General features: G+C 48.2%; 5 protein-coding genes. 2 read left to right on the top strand and 3 right to left on the bottom strand.

The genetic code is table 11. The features are described from left to right. Nucleotides 1–666, bottom strand: a 666-nt coding sequence (locus tag VIM87_RS01625; protein ID WP_331995283.1) for an AraC family ligand binding domain-containing protein, incomplete at its 3' end; no start/stop codon positions are given. An 88-nt stretch (nt 667–754) separates the two neighbouring features. On the opposite strand from VIM87_RS01625, the gene VIM87_RS01620 reads away from it, so the two are divergent. Beyond that, nucleotides 755–1693: an NADP-dependent oxidoreductase gene (locus VIM87_RS01620; RefSeq protein ID WP_331995282.1), complete on the top strand. Its 939-nt coding sequence runs from the start codon at nt 755–757 to the stop codon at nt 1691–1693. Between the two features lie 237 nt (nt 1694–1930). Here VIM87_RS01620 and VIM87_RS01615 read toward each other — a convergent pair whose 3' ends face one another. After that, entirely contained in the window at nt 1931–2848 is a 918-nt protein-coding gene (locus VIM87_RS01615) for a TIM barrel protein (RefSeq protein WP_331995281.1), read from the bottom strand. Nucleotides 2849–3075: 227 nt separating this feature from the next. On the opposite strand from VIM87_RS01615, the gene VIM87_RS01610 reads away from it, so the two are divergent. After that, nucleotides 3076–4305, top strand: a complete 1230-nt coding sequence (locus tag VIM87_RS01610; protein ID WP_331995280.1) for a hypothetical protein — start codon at nt 3076–3078, stop codon at nt 4303–4305. Here the strand turns inward: VIM87_RS01610 and VIM87_RS01605 are convergent. After that, nucleotides 4302–4882 (bottom strand): oxidoreductase family protein (locus VIM87_RS01605; protein WP_331995279.1); only part of this gene is annotated, 581 nt, incomplete at its 5' end. The two genes, VIM87_RS01610 and VIM87_RS01605, sit on opposite strands and share 4 nt — an antisense overlap.

Here is a 4882-nt window from a genome sequence, read left to right as displayed (position 1 = left end):
CTGCTGCATGGTTTCATTGGCATGCTTTTTAAAATAGCGGCCCAGGTAAGAGGCTGATACGCCAAACTCTTTGCTGATGGCCTCTGTACGCAGCTTCTCCGGTGCATAGATATGCCGCTGGATGTATTGCAGTATGTCCAGCGCTTTTTCATCCGTTGCTTCATTTACTTCCTGCGGCAGGTACTTGGCAATGTTGCGCGCCACCACTATAATAAGGGTGTTCACCAGCTGCTGGATCAGCTCTTTATTGAAAACGTCCCGGTTCACATATTCCCGTATAATGGCTTCCACAACAGGTTTTGCCAGGCTTTTATCCGTTTGGTTCCTGAGAATGCAGCCCGGCTGGTGGTTGGCATTCTGTAAAATAAATTCCAGCTTTTCCCGGTTAATGGCAGGTATGCTGTTGTTGCGGATATAAATATCATTAAAGCGGATAAAGAAGAACTGTGTAGTGCTTTTTACATCAAAAGAATGGCAGTCGTCCGGGGTAATAAGGAACATATGCCCCGGATGGTAGTTGAACGAATGTTTATTGATGCACTGCGTACCGGTACCGGATACAATGTACACCAGCTCAAAGAAAGTATGTTTATGCTCGTACTTCGGCAGCTCATCCAGCTCTTTGAACACAATCTCAAACGGCTCGTACAGGTTTTCCTTTATCATGTGACAAATGTACAGAAAAAGCGAAAAGTTATACCAGTAAATAGCCGTTTTGCCTGTATAATTTTGTGTTATTAAATCAATGAGCCACATGAAAGCAATTATCGTAGCACAGCCCGGAGGGGTTGAGAACCTGGTCCATACACAAACAGACACCCCTGTTATTGGCGATAACGAAGTGCTGGTACAGGTAAAGGCCATCAGCATTAACCCGGTAGATGTGAAGACCCGTGCCGGCAAAGGAATGCACGGGCGGCTAAAAACGTTTTCCCCTTTAATTTTAGGCTGGGATATCTCCGGCGTGGTCACTGCTTCCAACTCCGCACAGTTCAAAGCAGGTGATGAAGTGTTCGGGATGGTTAACTTTCCGGGCCATGGTAAGGCCTATGCGGAATATGTAGCAGCGCCTGCCGCACACCTGGCGCTAAAGCCGGCCAACATTTCACATGAGGAAGCTGCTGCCGCTACACTGGCGCCTTTAACCGTTTTGCAAACCCTGGTGCAATTTGGCCAGGTAAAAGCAGGCCAACGGGTACTTATACACGCAGCTGCCGGTGGGGTAGGGCACTACGCCGTGCAAATAGCCAAACACCTGGGCGCTTATGTAATAGGCACCTCTTCTGCCGCCAACAGGGATTTTGTATTAAGCCTGGGGGCTGATGAGCATATCGATTACAGGTCTCAGCAATTTGAGAAGGTAGTGAGCAATATTGATTTTGTGCTGGATGCTATTGGCGGGGATAATATTGACCGATCCCTGGAAGTAATTAAGCCCGGCGGCACGCTGGTAAGCATTCCCTCCGGCCTTAGCGAGCAGGTAACGGAAAAGGCAAAGGCCAAAGGTATCCGCGGCGCGTTTATACTGGTACAATCCAATGGTGAGGATATGAAAACGCTCGCTGATCTATTGTCGCAGGGTAAGCTCCGGTCACATGTATCACAAACTTTTGCTTTTGCAGATATGGATAAAGCGCATTTGCAGGTAGAGAGTGGGAGAACAGTGGGGAAGATCGTTGTAATTAATAATTAAGAATGAATAATTAATAATCGTAGGGCTTGTACTGCAATAAAAATGCGTGTCCTTCATTATTAATTATTCATTATGAGAGAGCCTATTACAAAAAGCTTCATACTTTTTGTAATAGGCTCACAATTAGTGAACTGGCGCGCTTGTTGTCGATAACACTTGCTGTTTAAGCAATTTTTTATCTTAGTCCTTACCGCACGCTCTACCCAATTATTAATTCTTAATTGTTCATTATTAATTCTAATACCCCCACTTCTTCATCTGCGCCAGATCCAGCTTAGCGCTTTCCAGCGGGGTTTTATCCTGGTAAGATTCCTGTTCAATAATAAAGTATTTAGTACCGCCCGACTGTTTGCCCAGGTCTATTACCTGTTTTACCGGTATAATACCTTTACCCAGCACGGTGCTTTCATAAGCGCCGCCCATTTCACCGCCTTTGGCAGCTTTGATCTCATCTTTCACGTGCATCAGCTCAAAACGGCCGGGATATTGTTTTACAATGTCCAGCGCTATACCGCCGGCATGGTACATATTGCCAATGTCCAGCTGCTGGGCTACCAGCGATGGGTCGGTGTTCTGCAGTATCAGGTCAAACAGTTTCTGCCCATTCAGTTTGGTGCTGAACTCAAAATCGTGGTTGTGGTAGCCGAACTTCATGCCCGACTTTTTACACAGCTCCCCGCTTTTGTTAAACACATCCATATAGGCTTTAAAGTCGTCGTAGGTTTTGCGCAGGCCTTCATCCAGCCAGGGGCTTATTACATAGCGCTGGCCTACGGTAGCGGCATCTTCCACCGTATATTTCCAGGCGTCGGTAAAATCTTTTTTGGCGGCATCCCAGTGCTGTTTGCCCATTACAGTATGGCCGCTGGGCATTAAAAGGCCCAGGTCATCCAGCAGCTTTTTAAACTCTGTGGCAGAATAGCCATAAAATTTGCGGTCTATGTAGTTGGCATGCTCCACATATTTATAACCCATACCGGCCAGCTGTTTCAAGGTACCGGAAGGATCTTTTTTCATATCATCCCGGATGGAGTAGAGCTGTATGCCCAGTATTTCTTTGGCGCGGGCGGCCGCAAATATTTCGTTCCTTAATAACGTGGTGCCTGCAACGGCTAAAGCGCCGGTACGCAGAAAATTCCTTCTTGAAATGTGCATAGTGTGTTTGTTTATGAACGTGAAATAACGTTGTGTAAAAGGGAACCTGAATATACTTAATTTAAGTTAAAATTATAAGGCCCTTAGGGGCGCCTGAATTTCGCAGGGCCAGGCCCCGGCATTTCATCTATGCATCAGCCGGGTACTGGCACAATATTTTGTTTATATAAACAGATCTATTTGTGTAACTAAGGGCCTGCATAGCCCATAAAAGACTGAGTACCCGGATGAAAAAATGGTGGCTGATCATACTCTTACTTTCCCCCTGCTGCGTTTTAGCACAGCACAAGGGGCTGGATTCATTGCAGAAAAGGAGCTACGACCCCGACGAGGATACCGTGCCACGGTTGGATGTGATAGACCTGTTCAACGATTTATTCCACATAAAGTCCCATAATGTCCCCAAAAGAACCGGGAAGGTGTATTATTCATTAATACCCGTTCCCACGAATATACCCGGGGGCGGTAGTGCGCTGGTAACCTCTACCCAGGCGGCCTTTTACCTGGGGCCCCGGCGCACCACGCGTATCTCCAACGTAACATTCGCCCCGTCCTTTTCCTTTTCGGGCCGGTTCTCATTTTCCGTACGCCCCAACTTATGGTTTGGGAATAACGACCGCAATATTGTGGGCGATGTGCGCTTTATTGTGAACCCGCAATACACCTGGGGCCTGGGCAAAGGCGGCGCGGGCGACGACAGGGAGCTGCTGGGCAATAACTATTTCCGCTTCTACGAAACTTTTTATCAGCGTATAAGACCAGGGCTGCTGGCAGGTATCGGGTATCACCTGGACTGGCACTCCTCCATCAAGGTAAGAACGAATGATTCTTTGTACCTGCCGGATTATGTGAAGTATGATTACGGCACCATGCCGGGCAAACAATCCGTTTCCTCCGGTATTTCACTGAACGTGCAGAATGATACCCGGCAAAACCAGATCAACCCGCAATCCGGGTATTATGTAAATGCTATTTTCCGTATTAATCCTACTTTCCTGGGCAGTAATGACAACTGGCAATCCCTGTATGTGGATTACCGGCGTTATTTCCATTTTGGGCCGGAAAGAATGCAGAATGTGCTGGCCTTCTGGGGTTATTACTGGACCACGCTGAGCGCCAGAACGCCTTACCTGGATCTGCCCAGCATAGGCTGGGACCCTACTAACCGCAGTGGCCGCGGCATAGACCAGAACCGCTTTCGTGGCAAGGGGCTCATAGACCTGGAAGCAGAGTACCGGCGCGATATTTTGCCCAGCGGCTTCCTGGGTTTTACCGTATTTGCAAATATGAATACCGTAACGGAGCGGGATAAATACCGTTTTACCAGCTTTCACCCCGCAGCCGGCGCAGGCCTGCGCATTAAGTTCAACAAACGCTCTAATACCAATATAGCGCTGGACTACGGCTTTAGCCGCTATGGTAATGTGTTTTACATTAACCTGGGTGAAGCATTCTAAAGCACCTGCATAGCTTCCAGGTCATCAATGGCTGTAATGCATTTTTGGAGGATGGGGAACTGCGCGGGCCATGGTTTTTTCAGCTCCATCACATTCACCAGGTGCAAGGCCACCGGTGGCAGCAGGTTCCATAATAAGGCAGCTTTATAATCCTGCAGGCATTGCTGCATCGGGTAAAGAATGTCTTGGGCGTGTAAGCATGCCCGGTAGGTTTCCAGTAAAGTATGTTCTATGCTCCGGCGCAGCTCTGTAGTAAGGCTGGTAGCCATAAACCGCGCCACATCCAGCATCCCGCAGGCCTGCTGCATAAACTGAAAGTCTATCAGCGTAGCATCATCTTCCCTGAAAAAAATATTCTGGCTATGGTAATCGCCATGTACTATGGTGCGTGGCGCTGCCAGCAGCAGGGATTGCAGCTTGTTAAGCCGGCTGGTGATCCTGGGTAGATAAGCTTGCAGTAATGCAGGCCATTCACCACTATATGCCTGCAGGCGTTGGGTGCAAAAAATACCGGCAGGCGCTGTGTTAAGCGGCTGTACCCAATGCAGGTCAGCAGGCAGGTTACGATCCCACCATT

This window comes from Chitinophaga sp. (genome assembly GCF_036569125.1).
Lineage (GTDB): Bacteria > Bacteroidota > Bacteroidia > Chitinophagales > Chitinophagaceae > Chitinophaga.
Note: the sequence above shows the minus strand (reverse complement) of the source record. Positions and strands in the feature narration are given on the sequence as shown.